Source organism: Streptomyces griseus (assembly GCF_900460065.1).
Classification (GTDB): Bacteria; Actinomycetota; Actinomycetes; order Streptomycetales; family Streptomycetaceae; genus Streptomyces; species Streptomyces griseus.
Genome location: NZ_UAVD01000029.1, coordinates 83,768 through 97,126, shown reverse-complemented (window position 1 = coordinate 97,126; position 13,359 = coordinate 83,768). Strand labels below are relative to the sequence as shown.

Annotated in this window: 14 protein-coding genes; 8 read left to right on the top strand and 6 right to left on the bottom strand. The window is 70.1% G+C overall.

Translation table 11 applies throughout. The annotated features are described in order from the left end of the window. The 4 genes from DTB53_RS20365 to DTB53_RS20350 are packed head-to-tail and all read left to right on the top strand — an operon-like array spanning position 1 to position 4,591. Positions 1-453, top strand: a complete 453-nt coding sequence (locus DTB53_RS20365) for a rubrerythrin family protein (protein ID WP_012378165.1) — start codon at positions 1-3, stop codon at positions 451-453. Then, positions 450-2,381 (top strand): methyltransferase domain-containing protein, encoded by a 1,932-nt coding sequence (locus tag DTB53_RS20360; protein WP_012378166.1) that lies wholly within the window; start codon positions 450-452, stop codon positions 2,379-2,381. The genes DTB53_RS20365 and DTB53_RS20360 overlap by 4 nt, the downstream gene beginning before the upstream one ends. Positions 2,382-2,394: 13 nt before the next feature. Continuing rightward, the gene (locus DTB53_RS20355; RefSeq protein ID WP_012378167.1) at positions 2,395-3,663 is read left to right on the top strand and encodes a sulfotransferase; all 1,269 of its coding nucleotides are present in this window, start codon (positions 2,395-2,397) and stop codon (positions 3,661-3,663) included. Between the two features lie 37 nt (positions 3,664-3,700). Beyond that, complete coding sequence (locus DTB53_RS20350; RefSeq protein WP_012378168.1) at positions 3,701-4,591, top strand: dimethylarginine dimethylaminohydrolase family protein; 891 nt, start codon at positions 3,701-3,703, stop codon at positions 4,589-4,591. 7 nt (positions 4,592-4,598) lie between these two features. Here the strand turns inward: DTB53_RS20350 and DTB53_RS20345 are convergent, their stop codons facing one another. After that, a complete protein-coding gene (locus tag DTB53_RS20345) occupies positions 4,599-5,021 on the bottom strand; it encodes a DUF6027 family protein (protein ID WP_003964794.1) in 423 nt (140 codons plus the stop codon). Between the two features lie 74 nt (positions 5,022-5,095). On the opposite strand from DTB53_RS20345, the gene DTB53_RS37460 reads away from it, so the two are divergent. The 3 genes from DTB53_RS37460 to DTB53_RS20335 all read left to right on the top strand — a co-directional run bounded on the left by DTB53_RS37460 (position 5,096) and on the right by DTB53_RS20335 (position 7,552). Next, positions 5,096-5,227, top strand: a complete 132-nt coding sequence (locus DTB53_RS37460; protein WP_003964795.1) for a hypothetical protein — start codon at positions 5,096-5,098, stop codon at positions 5,225-5,227. A 70-nt stretch (positions 5,228-5,297) separates the two neighbouring features. Continuing rightward, entirely contained in the window at positions 5,298-5,525 is a 228-nt protein-coding gene (locus tag DTB53_RS20340) for an MbtH family protein (protein ID WP_003964796.1), read from the top strand. Between the two features lie 137 nt (positions 5,526-5,662). Further along, on the top strand, positions 5,663-7,552 hold the full coding sequence (locus DTB53_RS20335) for a KedN5 family methylcobalamin-dependent radical SAM C-methyltransferase (protein WP_141727083.1): 1,890 nt from the start codon (positions 5,663-5,665) through the stop codon (positions 7,550-7,552). 83 nt (positions 7,553-7,635) lie between these two features. Here DTB53_RS20335 and kilB read toward each other — a convergent pair whose 3' ends face one another. Together kilB and DTB53_RS36885 are read right to left on the bottom strand one after the other, a co-directional pair. Then, a complete protein-coding gene (gene kilB, locus DTB53_RS20330; protein WP_012378170.1) occupies positions 7,636-8,154 on the bottom strand; it encodes a plasmid transfer protein KilB in 519 nt (172 codons plus the stop codon). Further along, on the bottom strand, positions 8,154-8,318 hold the full coding sequence (locus tag DTB53_RS36885) for a hypothetical protein (RefSeq protein ID WP_003964799.1): 165 nt from the start codon (positions 8,316-8,318) through the stop codon (positions 8,154-8,156). The genes kilB and DTB53_RS36885 overlap by 1 nt, the downstream gene beginning before the upstream one ends. 322 nt (positions 8,319-8,640) lie before the next feature. Here DTB53_RS36885 and DTB53_RS20325 point away from each other — a divergent pair, with 322 nt between their 5' ends. Next, a complete protein-coding gene (locus tag DTB53_RS20325; RefSeq protein WP_042495608.1) occupies positions 8,641-9,498 on the top strand; it encodes a universal stress protein in 858 nt (285 codons plus the stop codon). Positions 9,499-9,615: 117 nt separating this feature from the next. Here DTB53_RS20325 and DTB53_RS37455 read toward each other — a convergent pair whose 3' ends face one another. The 3 genes from DTB53_RS37455 to DTB53_RS20310 form a co-directional block, all read right to left on the bottom strand. Continuing rightward, positions 9,616-10,080 carry a hypothetical protein gene (locus DTB53_RS37455; protein WP_236586416.1) on the bottom strand — a complete coding sequence of 155 codons (465 nt, stop codon included), beginning with the start codon at positions 10,078-10,080 and terminating at the stop codon, positions 9,616-9,618. Positions 10,081-10,121: 41 nt separating this feature from the next. Further along, positions 10,122-10,676 carry a hypothetical protein gene (locus DTB53_RS20315; RefSeq protein ID WP_172595277.1) on the bottom strand — a complete coding sequence of 185 codons (555 nt, stop codon included), beginning with the start codon at positions 10,674-10,676 and terminating at the stop codon, positions 10,122-10,124. A gap of 195 nt (positions 10,677-10,871) precedes the next feature. After that, positions 10,872-13,229 (bottom strand): proprotein convertase P-domain-containing protein, encoded by a 2,358-nt coding sequence (locus tag DTB53_RS20310; RefSeq protein WP_012378173.1) that lies wholly within the window; start codon positions 13,227-13,229, stop codon positions 10,872-10,874. Positions 13,230-13,359: the final 130 nt, after the last annotated feature.

Sequence of the window (13,359 nt, the reverse complement as noted above, 5' to 3'; positions counted from 1 at the left end):
ATGGAACCGGACCGGTCACTCACCGACGGCGTACGGGCCGCGTTCCTCGCCGAGGCGGCCACCGCGGCGCGCTACACCTACTGCGCACGGGTCGCCGACATCGAGGGTCACCCCGAGGCGGCCCGGGTGTTCGGCGAGCTCGCCGAGAGCGTGGCCTGCGCAGCCCACGGCCACCTGGATGTGCTGCGCGACCTGCTGGGCGGCGACGACACGGGCGCCGGCCCCGTGCTCGGCGACACCCGCGGCAATCTCGCCGCGGCGATCAGCGGCGACCTCGGGGAGGCCGGCGAACGCTATCCGGGCCTGGCGGCGCGGGCGCACCTGGACGGGGCGGCGGACGTGGCGAGTTGGCTGGAGACCCTGAGCACGTTGAAGAGGACGCACGTGGACCGGCTGGAGCAGGCCCTCACCGGGCTGGCCGAGCCGCGGTTCGCCGGGAACGGAGCGCCATGACCACCGACTACGACGCCGAGGCGATCACCCTCTACTCCGGGCTGGAGGCGGTGCGCCGCAACCCGTCGATGTACGTGGGGTCGACCGGCGCGGACGGCGCCCACCACCTGGTGCTCGAACTGGTCGACAACGCCGTGGACGAGGCCGCCGCCGGGCACTGCGGCACGATCTCCGTGGAACTGCACGGCGACGGCTCCTGCTCGGTCACCGACGACGGCCGGGGCATCCCCACCGACCAGCACCCGGAGGCCGGGGTCCCGGCGTGTGAACTGGTGCTCACCACGCTGCACTCGGGGGGCAAGTTCGACCGTTCCTCGTACGCGACCTCGGCCGGGCTGCACGGGGTGGGCCTGGCCTGTGTGAACGCGTTGTCGAAGTGGCTGCGGCTGGACGTGTGGCGCGACGGCGCGCACCACAGCGAGTCGTTCGCCCGGGGCTCGGTCGAGACCCCGCTCAAGCGGGTCGGCGACAGCGCCCGCCGCGGCACCCGGGTGTGGTTCCGGCCGGACCCGGAGATCTTCTCCTCGTGCGTGCTCGACGCGGAGCTGCTGTACGCCCGGCTCCTGGACATCGCGTACCTGCACCCGGGCCTGCGGGTCGATCTCGTCGACCACCGCACCGGGCGGAACGAGTCGTTGTGCGAGAGGTCCGGAGTGCGGGGCCTCCTCGCGCACCGCGCCCGCGACGCCGAGAAGGTGCACGCGGAGCCGGTCACGTTCGCCTGGGCCGGGGACGGGTGTGTGATCGACGCCGCCGTCCAGTGGACCGAGGGGTACGCGGAGCAGGTCTTCGCCTACGTCAACACCATCCGCACCGATCTGGGCGGGTCGCACGTGGACGCGCTGCGCGGCGCGCTGGCCGGGGTGGTGGCCGATCACCTCGGTCCGGCCGCGGACAGGATGACCGTGGTCGACATCCTGGAGGGGCTGACGGCGGTGATCGCGATCCGGATCCCGGACGCGCGCTTCGACGGCCAGACGAAACGCACCCTGCGCAACGACGAGGCCGGCGCCCGTGTGTTCGACGTCGTCACCGAGCAGGCGCGGCGGGCGCTGGCGGCCGACCCGGAGCTGGCCCGCCGTATCGCCGAACGGGCCGTCGACGCGAGCCGGGCCAGGCTCGCCGCGCGGCTGGCCGGGCGGACGGCCCGTTCCCGGACCCGGGCCGTCGAGGTCGACTACGCGGTCTACCAGCGACAGTTCGGGATCCGCTCGAAGGACTGGCACGACTCGTGCGCCTGGCTCACCGACGAGGAGCTGCTCGGCAAGCACGCGGAGCTGTGCGCGGTGCCGCCGGACGCGCGGATGCTGGACGTGTGCTGCGGCAGCGGTGTCGTCGGCGGCGCGTTCCGCGGCCGGGTCGGCGAGACGGTCGGGCTGGACCTCACCCCGGAGATGGCCGCGCTCGCCGCCACCCGGCTGGACGTGGTGCACCAGGGCACCGTCTACGACCTGCCGTTCCCCGACGCCAGCTTCGACCTCGTGGTCACCCGGGAGGTGCTGCATCTGCTGCCCCGGCCGGAGCGGCCGGTGTCGGAGATCTTCCGGGTGCTGCGGCCGGGCGGCCAGTTCATCGTCGGGCAGATCGTGCCGTACGCGGACGTGGACGCGTTCTGGATGTTCCGCGTGTTCAAGAAGAAGCAGCCGCTGCTGTACCAGATGTTCCGCGAGGAGGACTTCCGGGCCCTGCTCACCGGGGGCGGCTTCACCGACGTGCGGATGGAGGAGCACTTCCTGTGGGAGTCGATCGACCGGTGGATCGACACCCACGAGACGACACCGGCGAACCGGCAGGAGATCTACCGCCTCTACTACGAGGCGCCGCGCGAGGTCCGCGCGGTTCACCCGTTCGAGGTGCTGCCGGACGGCTCGGTGCGCGACCGGTGGCGGTGGTGCGTGTACTCGGTGCGGAAGCCCGACCGTGGTTAGGGGCGAGCCCGGCGTGATCCGGACGAAGGACCGCGGCCCCGCCCCGGACGGCCCGGTCGCCGGGGTCGTGCGCCGGCTGGAGGTGCTGCGACCGCTGCGGGGCACGCCGGTGCCGCGCTTCTGCACGAAGGTGCGCGACCTCGTCGTCGTCGCGTCGAGTTCGCGGGGCGGGTCGAGCATGCTCTCCGAGCTGCTGCGGTCCTCGCCGCACCTGCTGCACCTGCGCGGTGAGCTGAATCCGCTGCTGCGGCTGGTGGGCCTCGACCACCCGCACAGCGGTACCGGATCCGACGCGCTGGACGCGGCGCACTGGCACGGGCTCCCCCCGTGGTCCCGGGCGTTGTTCGAGGCGGAGCTGTCGCTGGACGCGGGCTCCCCCGGCACGGGCGTGGAGAACCTGGCGGTGGACGCGGCGTGGCGGCTGGTCGTGCAGTGGCCGGGGCTGGACCTCGACCCCGTCGACCTGGTGCGGACCGCCGAGGCGGTACTGGACCGCGATCTCCCCCGGTTCGCACGGGCGCTGATCGGCAGGGCGGGCGTGAACCCGTTGTACTACGACCTTCCCGGGCGGTCGCCGGGGCCACGGCCGGCCGGGCCGCCCGGTGACGTACTGCTCGAAGAACCGCCCTTCGTCCTCCCCCGCCCGTGGCGGCCCGCGAGCGAACACGATCTCGCCACGAAGCCTCTGGTGGTCAAGACGCCGGGGAACGCCTACCGGCTCGGCTTCCTGCGGGCGGTGTTCCCCAACGCGCGCCTGCGGGTGCTGCACCTGACCAGGAATCCGGCCGCCTCGGTCAACGGCCTGGTCGACGGGTGGCTGCACCACGGGTTCCACGCGTACCGGATGGACGAACCGCTGCGCATCGCCGGATACGCCGACGTACGGCCGGCCGACCGGCACTGGTGGAAGTTCGACCTGCCCCCCTGCTGGTCCGCGTACACCGCCGCCGCCCTGCCCCGGGTCTGCGCCCACCAGTGGTGGTCGAGCCACCGTGCGGTGCTCGCCCACGGGGCGGATCACACGGTGCGGTTCGAGGACCTGATCAGCGGTCCGCACCGCCGCGCGGACGCCGTCGAGCGCGTCGCCCACTGGCTGGGCGTCCCGTACGACGGACCGTTGAAGCGGACCGCGACCGCAGGAATCCCCGCCACCGTGTCGACCGCGGCGCCACGCCCCGGCCGGTGGCGGGCGCGGGAGGCGGAAGTCCGGTCGGCGCTGAGCGCCGATGTGCTCGCGATGGCGGAGAGGCTCGGTTACGCCCGTGACGACCACTGGATCTGAGCCGAGCACCCATGGCGGCCCGGGGTGGGTCCCCCGGGTGGCGTCCCATGCGGAGGAGGTCGCCGCCGGAGCGGTGTGGACGCCGTGCGGCTACCGGTCGGAGACGGCCGCGCTGCGGTCGGTGCTGCTGGTCCGCCCGCCGGACAGCGTCGGCGCGGTGCGACGGCCGGGGGCCTCGCTGATGGTCGGCCCGGTGGATCTGCCGGCGATGCGGGCGCAGTGCGACGCGCTGGCGGACCGCCTGCGGGACGACGGGGTCGAGGTGCACCTGGCGGCCCCCGAGGCGTCGCCGAACGTGGTGTTCGCCCGTGACCTGTTCTGGATGACCCCGGCCGGGGCGGTGCTGGCCCGGATGGCCTCGGCACAGCGGGCCGGCGAGGAACGGCACGCGGCGCTCGCGCTGGCCGGGGCCGGGTTCCCGATCCTGCGCACGGTCTCCGGCACCGCCGTCTTCGAGGGCGCCGACGCGCTGTGGATCGATCCGTCGACGGTGGTCGTCGGAACCGGGTTCCGTACGAACGCGGCCGGTGCGGCCGCGGTCGCGTCGGCGGTCGCGGAGCTGGGGGCGCGGGTGGTGACGGTGCCGCTGGCGCCGGGCGTGCAGCACCTGCTGGGGACGGTGGTGTTCCTCGGCCCGTCCACCGCCGTCGTCCACCGGGCCGCCTGCCCGCCGGAGTTGGCGGCCCTGCTCGCCGCGTACGGCTACCGGGTGATCCCGCTGCCGCCGGACGAGGAACTGCTGGTGCGGCGCGGGATGAACCTGCTGGTGCTCGCGCCGGAGCGGGTGCTGATGCCCGCGGGCTGCCCGGGAATCCGGCGGACGCTGGAGCGGGCGGGCGTGGCCGTCGACGAGATCGACGTCGGCGCGTACCTGCGGGCGGCCGGCGGGATCGGCTGCGTGACCGGGGTGGTGCGCCGTGAGCACTGAGAGCCGGTCACTCGGCCGGCCGCTGAGCCGGATACACCGTGGGGTCGTCCAGCGGCACCTTCAGCCAGGAGATCATCTGCCGGAGCTGGTGGTACGCCGCGAGCCGCTGCTCGTCGGAATCGGCCTCCTCCGCGGCCGCGATCGGCTCCCACAGGCGCGGCACCATCACCGGCCCGAGTTCGAGGAGGCCACCGCTGCCGCCGGTGGCCCACTTCGCCAGCACGTACCGGACGATCGCCCCGGCCGGGATGTCCAGGTTCCGGGACATGCCGCGCACGGTCTCCAGCGGATCGAGGAGCCCGTAGTCGACCACCTCGGCCTTGAAGTTGGCGTGCGGGTCGTCCGGTGGCCAGCACCGTTCCCACCGGCGCAGCCGGACCGTCGGCGTACCGGTCGCGTCGTGGGCCAGGTCATTCGTGTCGCCGTCCATACCGCCACCCTAGGGCGGAACCGAGCTTGTCCGACCGGACAGGGATGAACACCGAAGCCAGGAAAGGAGAACCAGTGAACGAGAACCTTCGTGAGGAGCGACGCGCCCTCGCTCCGACCGACCCGGACGCCGCAGCCGGCGGCACCGCTACGGCCGACGACGAGGCGATCCGTCAGCAGCTGCGCAGCCTCGGCTACCGCATCTGATCGAACCGCCCGGTCCGCCCGCCTGTGCGGGCGGGCGGGCCGGGTGCCCCGCGAGGAGGCCGGAGACGGCATGGCTGAGACGACCAACCCGTTCGACGACGACGAGGCGCCGTTCCGGGTGCTGCGCAACGACGAGGACCAGCACTCGCTGTGGCCGGAGTTCGCTCCGGTGCCCACCGGGTGGCACGTGGTGCACGGCCCGGACGGCCGGGCGGCGTGCCTGGCGTACGTCGAGGAGCACTGGACCGACCTGCGTCCGGCCTCCCTGCGCCGCGCCATGGACGGCCCGACCGGGTGAACCGGCGGGCGTGAACCGGCCGCGGCAGCCCGGCGGCCTGACGGCATGGGGGCAGAAAAGTGAGTCGCTCCGCACTTCCCTTTCCTCGACCGAGACGACGACCACGTTCGCGGGAGAAACGCGGGCGGGCGCTGATCGTGCAGCAGGGCGCCTGGGACATGCCCAAGGAATCGATGCCGCTCGCCGCCGGCTATCTGACGGCCGCGGCGCGGGCCGATCCCGTGGTGGGAGCCGAGTTCGACGTGGGAATACAGAACTTCCGCGGTGGTGAGTCGCTCGGCTCGATGGCGCGCACACTCTTCTCCGGGGTCGTGCCCGACGTGCTGGCGTTCTCGGTGCTCGGCTGGAACCTCAACCAGTTCGGCGCGCTCGCCGAGACCTACAAGTCGGTGCGCCCGGACGGCCTGGTCGTCTTCGGGGGAACGCACGTCGCCCACCAGGCGGAACGCGTCTTCAGGCGTTTCCCCGAGGTGGACGTCGTCGCCAACGGCGAGGGCGAGTTCACCTTCCGCGACCTGCTGCTCGCCGTCCTGGACCAGAAGGCGCCGCACGATCTCGCCCGGGTGCCGGGAATCTCCTACCGCGACGAGGAAGGCGCCGTCCACACCACCGCGGAGGCGCCGCGCATCGACGACCTGGACATGATTCCGTCCCCCTTCCTCACCGGCGCCATCCCGCTGCTCGACCACCGGGGCCGGTTCCCCTACGACGTCGCGCTGATGGAGACCAACCGCGGCTGTCCGTACAAGTGCTCGTTCTGTTACTGGGGTGGCGCGGTCGGCCAGCGGATGCGGGACTTCTCGCGCGAGCGGCTGCGCGCGGAGCTGGACCTCTTCGGCTATCACCGGATTCCGACCGTGGTGTTGTGCGACTCGAACTTCGGTATGCGGCAGCCCGACGCGGAATTCGTCGAGGACCTCGTCAGGACGCGCGAGAAATACGGATTCCCGAGGTCGTTGGAAACGTCGTGGGCGAAGAACAAGTCCAAGACGTTCCACAACATCATCCGCCGGATGAAGTCCGAGGGGTTCCAGAGCTCGTTCACCGTGGCGCTCCAGACACTGGACGACACGGCCCTGCGGGACATGGGCAGGAGCAACATGCGGCTCAACGAGTGGAAGGAGCTGGCGGCCTGGCTCGCGGCGGAGGGACTGGACGCCTACGCGGAGCTGATCTGGGGTGCGCCGGGCGAGACGGTCGACTCCTTCCTCACGGGCTACGACCAGCTGTCCGAACACGTGCCGCGGATCGCGGTCTACCCCCTGTTGCTGCTGCCCAACACGAGCTACACGGAGAACCGCGAGGAGCACGGCTTCGTCACCGTGCGCGGCGACAGCGACGACTTCGAGTACGTGCTCGCCAACCGCACCGTCACGGTCGCGGAGAACACGATGATGCAGCGGTTCATGTTCTGGGCCCGGATGATGGGCGAGAACATGTACTTCCGGCACATCTGGGTGCCCCTGCGGGAGCTCGCGGGGCTCACTCAGAGCACCGTGCTGCTGATCCTGTCGGACTGGTTCCAGGACTCGGCCGATCCCGCCGTCGCCGAGCTGCTCGGCCACGGGCGGGAGTTCACCGACTCCGGCCTGGTCGTCGAGTCGCTGCACAAGCTCTACGCCGACCCGAGGTTCGCACCGGTCTTCCAGCGATGGTGGGACGAGGCGATCCTGCCGAAGGTGCCCGAGCGGCACAGGCCGCTGCTCGACGAGATCTTCCGCTACGACCGTACGACCCGCCCGATCTACTCCGGGGCGGGTGCCGAGGACGCCGAACTGCGCACCATCGACGGCCTGCCCCACTACGTCCGCAGCGGCCTGCGGTTCCAGTACGCGATGCCGCACGTCCTGGACGCCCTCCGCGCGAACCGGCCGTTCGACGACGCGCCCTCGCCGGTCGAGCTGACGCTCGCGTACCGCGTGGGGTTCGACGACTACCTCGACAACCACGAACTCGCGGCGTACTACGCCGGTCGCTGCCTGGAGATCCGCCGGCCGGCGCCACGACGGACGAGCCCCATCCCCTGAGGGCGGTCGGAACGGCCCCCGGGGCGGGCCGAGCAACGGCCGCCCCCCACCGGCACGGGTCGGCGAGGGCGGCCGACGGGACGTCAGCTGGACTGGGACCGCGAGTCGACGACGCTGCCGGGGGCCGACGGATTGCCGTAACCGGTGGCGGCCTGCCGCAACGCGGTGTGGGCCTCGCGACTGCGCTCCCGCGCCTCGTCGAGCCGGGCCTCGATCTCCGGTGCGTAGCGGCCCCCCTCCGGCAGGCCCGGGTCGATGTCGCTGAGGTCCAGTGCCGACCACGCCGCCCGTCCGGATGCCCGGAGCAGGGTCTCGTCGGTGACGGTGAGGGCGAGCCGGTCCCGGGCCTCCGTGACGTCACTGCGGGCCTGGTAGAAATCGGCCCGGGCGACCGGGTCGGGCTCGCCGGCCCGGAGTGCGTCGACCCGGAGCCAGTACAGCTGGCGGTAGCGGAGCGCGGCGGACAGAAGCTGACCGGTGAGATCGGCCACCCGCTCCCGGTGATGCTCGCGCTGCTGCCGCCGGTCGGTCACCTGCTGAGTGATGGTGACGAGGAGTCCGCCGGCGAGGGTGCCTATGACGGCGATGGCGCTCTCCCACATCAGGGCGACTCCTCGGTGGTCTTCCGGCCGGGTGCTGCCCCGTCGGCGCCCGCTTCGCCCGGGAGGCGGCGCGGCGCGTCGGCGTCGGTGGTGTGGGGCCGCGGTCGGGTGTCCGTGCCGCCGTACGCGGTCGTGTCGTCAGGGGGATGGATGGAGTCGGTCATCCGGCCATCGTCCCCTCTGCCGCCGGCCGGTGGTGGCCGATCCGCGCTTCTCGACGTCGCGCTACCGCCGGCTCCGGCACGAAGCGTGGACGGAGGCCCGTGTACCGGATCACCGGCATCGGCACGAGTCCGTCGTCCTCTGTGGCGACCGCGCACCGGAACCACACCGAATCCAAGACAAAAGGTGTGAAGCGGGATGAAGCGCCTACCCTTCGAGAGGGAGGCGGTGCCGCGCTCCGTCGCGCACCACACCCGCACCACGCCCGCACCACGCCCGACGACCGGCCGTTCTCCGCCGCCTGTCGGCATGAGAGGAGACATCGTGCAGCAACCCGTCATCGTGGGAGTCGACGGCTCGTCGAACAGCCTGCTCGCGGTCGGCTGGGCGGCCGACGAGGCCCACCGCCGGGGCGCGCCTCTCCTGCTGCTGCACGGACACGATCCCGGACATGAGTCCTTCTCCCGCCGCGACACCGAGAAGGAACACCAGGCGGCCGAACAAGCTCTCCACAGCGCCCTCTCCTGGGTGCAGGACCACTTCGGCGATGTCGAGGCGGGTGCGGAGCTGGTCGACAGCCCCGAGGCGGAGCTGTTGGCCGAGCGTGGCCGCGAGGCGCAGATGATCGTACTCGGGTCCCGGAGGCCGGGTCCGGTGACCGGGTTCCTCCTCGGGTCGGTCGGCCTTCGCGTACTGAGCCGGGCTGTCTGCCCCGTGGTGATGATCCGTGGCGGTGACGTCGACCGGCATCCGCGCAAGGGCGAGATCGTGGCGGGCGTACCCGCTGAGGAGAAGGAGGCGGCGGCCGTCCTGGACTTCGCCTTCCGGACGGCAGCCGCGCACGGCGTCCCTCTGCGGGCAGCGCGGGCCTGGGGGCTGCCCGCCATGTTCACGCAGCGGTCCGGCGCCACGAGCCTCTCCGGCAGAGCGGGCGAAATCGAGGGGCACAACCGCTCTGAACTGCTCGATCTCCTGAAACCGTGGCGCCGACGCTATCCCGACATCGCGGTGAACGAACACGTCGAACGAGGGTTCGCCGCGGAAATGCTGATGACGTTGGCGGCGGGCGCGGAACTGCTGGTCGTCGGGCGCAGCGGGCGGGGCGGCGGCTATGTGGGGCACGTCGTTCACTCGACCATGCACTTCGCCAACGCTCCCGTCGCTGTCGTCCCCGCGGAGTAGAGGTCCATCGTCCCGGGTGGCTCGAACCGCCCGGGACGGCGGAGCGCGGGAGCGAACGGGCCGCCGGAGGTCCGGCAGCCCGTCACGAGAGTTCGAGGGCCAACCGTCGCTTCGGGGTCAGGAGAAGATGACCGAGTCGACGTAGATCTTCGGATCGTCCGGGAGCTCCCCTTCGAAAGAAGCGCCCATGACAGTGGTTTCTGAAGCTGTCTGCCCCGCGGCTACTTTCTGGAATTCGAAGTTGTTGGTCGTCACCCAGTCGCTTCCGTTGCCGACACTGACGGTGACTTTTATGTCGTGTGTCCTGTCGGTCGTGTTCTTGATGTTGCAGGCGACACTGATGCCAATTTCATTGCGCGTGGCCCGGATCTCCGTATCGCCGAGCGTGAGAACCTTCGTCTTCCCCACATATTCGATGACCGGTGATGGTTCCGGGGTGGTTTCGGGTGTTTTCGGAGCACGTGGAGTGCTGCTCTGCGGGACACGTGGAGTGCTGCTCTGCGGGACAGGAGGATCGGCCGAGGGAGGGGGAGCGTTCCCGCCGCCCGAGCATCCTGTGAGCAGTACGGTGACGAGCAGCACCGCGCACCAGGAAGCGGAGCGCGGGATAGTGCGAGATGACATCAGTTGCAGGACCCCACGGTGAGGTAGTTGTCGACGACGACGCTGCTTCCGGCCTTCATGTACGAATAGGCCTGGCCGCAGTAACCGCGGTTCTGGTAGACGGGCCCGGCGTACGAACTGAACGTGCCGAAGTCCTGGACGTCAGGGGTGGCGGTGTAGTTGTCCTTCAGGCGGATGCCCATGTAACGGGCGGAGCCGGTGTCATTGAAGAACACAGCACAGATCGGCTTGTCGTAGTAGCTGTCGCCCGTGCTGGCGCCATTGGTCCAGGTGTAGGTGGTGCCGTGAGTACCGTAGCGAGCAGCCCCGGTGGAGATGGTGTAGCCGGATCCGCACACGTTGGCGGCAGCCGCGGCGACACGCACGTCGGACTCGATGATCCGCCTGGTCTCAGCCGATGCCTGCTTGTCGACCTTGACGCCCTTGACATGCACGACCTCGATCGACGCACTGCCGTTCCGGTCGGACCGGTCAGCCGCGGACGCGGCCGGCGCGATCATCATCGCAGCTAACAGGGCGGCAACGACGCCGCCCAGGCCTATCAAATTCTTCATGCTCTCCCCTTGAAGTGACAGTAAGACGATCCCGACTGGCACAGACAATATCGTGCCGAACGGGAAAGCGGGCGAGATTCGGGATCTCGCCGGGTGCCGGTTCCGCCATGGAGGTCGACGGACACGGAGCGCGCGCCCCGCCCCGGAAAAGAAGGGCGGGGCGCGCGGATATCTCCGTACGCTTCCGAAGAGGGTTCAGAAACGGACGGCGAAATTCTTCGTCGTGCCCGTGTTGCCGACAGTCAGGTCATCGACGCGCAGCTTCCACCAGCCGTTGACGGACTTTCCATCAAGATTCACGGTGTACACCTTCTTGAAAATGCCGCCGCCCGTGGGCGCACCGGACGACTTGAGGAGATGGATGGAGCCATCCGGGGCGATGACGTCAATCTTCAGATCGGCGTGACGCTGGTGATCGACCTCCACATACACCTGGACCTTCGAGGACGCGGTGCCGACGAGGCTGGACACACTGGTCCAGATCTCCTCGAAGTTCTTGTCCGGAATGGGCTTGACGGTCTGGTTCTCGTACGACGGGAAACCCAGCGCCCAGCCCTTCAGCGTGCCGGTGTCACCTGTGGCGTTGTCGGTGACCTTCAGCGTCCACGTGCCGTTCGCGACCGCATCCGTGGCGTCCACACCCCACGTGGTGACCAGACTGCCACCGGGCTCCGAACCGTACGGTTTGAGGGTGTACACCCGGCCGTCCGGGCTCGCCAGGAGGACACGGGCCTCACCGAGCTTGGTGTGATCCATGTTCACGTACACCTGGAGCGGCCCGGCCGCGTTGCCGTTGATGTTGGTGACGTCGATCGCGGACACGAGCGTGCTGTTGTCGGCGATGACCTCGTTGGCGTTCTTCTCGAACGGCGTCGGGAAGATCAGCGACCACCAGTTCAGCTTTCCGGTGTCGGCGTCATCGACATCGGTCATACGAAGCTTCCACATGCCGTTCGCCGGTTCGACGGAAGCATCCACCGTGTAGATGGCGACGATGTTGTCCGCCCCGTCCGAAACAGAGGAATTCTTCAGCAGGAACACCTTGCCGGTCGGCGAGAGCAGCTCCAGCTTCACATCGCCCCGGTAGGTGTGGGTGATGTTCACCGACACGCTCAGCTTGTTCGACGCCTGCCCCGGGTACTCGGCCACGGTGATCGGCGACGTGACAGAGGGCCCGGGGGCCGGAGAGCCCACACCATCGGGGATGACGACCGTCTGGTCGTTGTCGACGTGGAACGTACGCGGCTTCTTCGTCGTGGGATCAGGTGCGGGAGTCACAGCGGTGATGGCCTTGTACACGTCAATACGCGGCGTGGTCGCCCCCGTGTACGAGATGGGCTTGCCCGTCGTGGCGAGCAGCGACACCAGGGATTCGACGGTCTCCGCCGGATACGTCTGCCGCAGCACGGCCAGAGCCCCCGCAACGTGCGGAGTGGCCATCGAAGTGCCGTTCTTGGAGGCGTACGTGCCGCCCGTCACCGACGAGTTGATGGAGGTGCCGGGGGCGAGCAGGTCCAGTAGCGGGCCACGGTTGGAGAACGTGGACACCTCGTCGGTGTCCGTGGTCGATCCCACGGTGACGGCGGAGGCGATACAGCCGGGCGCGGACACGGCATCGGTGTAGCCGTTGTTGCCGGCGGCGATGACCGTGGCGACGCCCTTGGTGAGAAGACTGTCGATGATCGCCTTACGTGGATCCGCGTCGCAGCCGGTGGTCCAGCGCGACCCGCCCAGGCTCATGTTCGCGGCGACGATGTTCACCCCGGCGGCCTTCCACTGCTGCACCTGCTCCAGGCCCTTGATCTGCGAGGAGGTGAAGGACAGCACGCACGGGCTGCCCCCGGCTCCGCAGTAGCTGTCGTCGTTGAACTGGGTGAACACCTGCACGGCGGCGATATCAGCCGCGGGGGCGACGCCTCGCTTGGGCGCACCAGCGGCGTTGTTCGCGTTGCCCGCGGCGATACCGGCGACGTGAGTGCCGTGGTCGCACTGCGTGCCGAGCAGCGAGCACGGGCCGGTGGCGGTGTCCGCCGAGCCGGCACCCACCTGGGCCTGCAGGCTGTTGGGGCAGAGGCTGGTGGCACCGTAGTTCGCGTCAGTGACGGAGAAACAGGCTTCCTGCTTGACGCGCCCGCCGAGGAACGGATGCCCCTTCTCCACTCCGGTGTCCAGGACGGCGATCGACACTCCGGCGCCGGTCTTGCCGGCGTCGTTCGCCCTGTCGGAACCGATCTTGACGGTGGATTCGTTCAGAGTCGCCTTGACCGGCACGTCTTCGGTGACGGAGACGACACCGGGCTGCGACTCGAGCTGGGTGAGTCCGGTCCGGTCCACGCGCAGGGTGACCAGGGGGAGCGTGGTGTAGGTGACGAGGGTTTGCCCCGCCGTTTGCGCGGAGGACAGCTCCGACGTCTGGGAGGTGACGACGTTGACGCGGACGGTGCCGCCGGAGGCAACCTTGTCGTTGAGGGCCGGATCAACGGCGTCGCTGGCAGCCGCCAGCGCAGTGCCGGTGACGGGGTTGTAGGGGGAGGGCATGGTCGCGAGGACCATGGCTGCTGCCGTCGCCGTGACGGCAGCCCAAAAGGGCCGCTTCAAAACGGGTTCTTCCTTCTTCCGGGGACGGCATGGAAAAGGGGTCCGAGCGGGCACAGGCCGACTCGGACCCCTGTCACCTCAGCAA

Coding starts and splice junctions, on each gene's coding strand:
- DTB53_RS20315 (WP_172595277.1), bottom strand. CDS start 10,676: ATGAAGAATTTGATAGGCCTGGGCGGCGTCGTTGCCGCCCTGTTAGCT.
- DTB53_RS20365 (WP_012378165.1), top strand. CDS start 1: ATGGAACCGGACCGGTCACTCACCGACGGCGTACGGGCCGCGTTCCTC.
- kilB (WP_012378170.1), bottom strand. CDS start 8,154: ATGTGGGAGAGCGCCATCGCCGTCATAGGCACCCTCGCCGGCGGACTC.
- DTB53_RS20345 (WP_003964794.1), bottom strand. CDS start 5,021: ATGGACGGCGACACGAATGACCTGGCCCACGACGCGACCGGTACGCCG.
- DTB53_RS20360 (WP_012378166.1), top strand. CDS start 450: ATGACCACCGACTACGACGCCGAGGCGATCACCCTCTACTCCGGGCTG.
- DTB53_RS36885 (WP_003964799.1), bottom strand. CDS start 8,318: ATGACCGACTCCATCCATCCCCCTGACGACACGACCGCGTACGGCGGC.
- DTB53_RS20340 (WP_003964796.1), top strand. CDS start 5,298: ATGGCTGAGACGACCAACCCGTTCGACGACGACGAGGCGCCGTTCCGG.
- DTB53_RS20310 (WP_012378173.1), bottom strand. CDS start 13,229: ATGGTCCTCGCGACCATGCCCTCCCCCTACAACCCCGTCACCGGCACT.